Genomic DNA, 806 nt, shown 5'->3' with positions numbered 1-806 from the left:
GAAGGATGTCTTCCCGTGGGTAATCCATCAAACAAGATACAACAGCTAGCACCTTCGCATTTGAAGTATCCATCTTAGTCACCTCCTGAAACCGCGATGATATTCGCTCGGTTACTTGGTTTGTTACCACCAAACATGTTGACTTCGTTGTTACCATCGCTACAGCCATTGCCGAAGCTGAAACCACATGAACTCTTCATGTCGTAAGCATCTTCTGCGTAAGCTTTATGGCTTGATGGCACGACGAAACGGTCTTCGTAGTTAGCAATCGCCATGTAACGATACATTTCTTCAACCTGTAAGGCTGTTAAACCCGTCTTCTTCAAAACTTCCAGATCTTCTTTGCCTTCTACTTGCTGTGAACGCTTGAATGAACGCATTGCCAGCATTCTTTCTAGTGCATTCACAACTGGCGCTTCTTCACCGGCCGTTAGCAAATTAGCCAAGTACCGTACCGGAATACGCAGTGACTTAATGTCTGGAATCACACCGTCCATACCAATACGACCCTGCTCAGCAGCATTCTGGATTGGGGATAGTGGTGGGATGTACCAAACCATTGGCAGCGTACGGTACTCTGGGTGTAACGGTAGCGCTACTTTCCAGTCCATTGCCATCTTATAAACAGGTGATGCTTGAGCCGACTCAATCCAGCTATCAGGAATGCCTTCAGCGCGTGCCGCATCTTGCACTTTAGGATCATTTGGATCTAGGAAGATATCCAACTGTGCCTGGTACAAATCTTTCTCTAGCGGCGTTGCTGCTGCTTCTTCGATACGGTCTGCATCATAAAGAAGTACACCCAA

General features: G+C 46.9%; 1 pseudogene. It reads right to left on the bottom strand.

Features of this window, described 5'->3' with window-relative positions:
• Positions 1-74 precede the first annotated feature (74 nt).
• Positions 75-806 (bottom strand): annotated as a pseudogene (narH, locus tag A3766_RS08275) (nitrate reductase subunit beta); the annotation flags it as partial.

Source organism: Oleiphilus sp. HI0132, from assembly GCF_001635845.1.
This window is presented reverse-complemented; position numbering and strand designations above follow the sequence as displayed.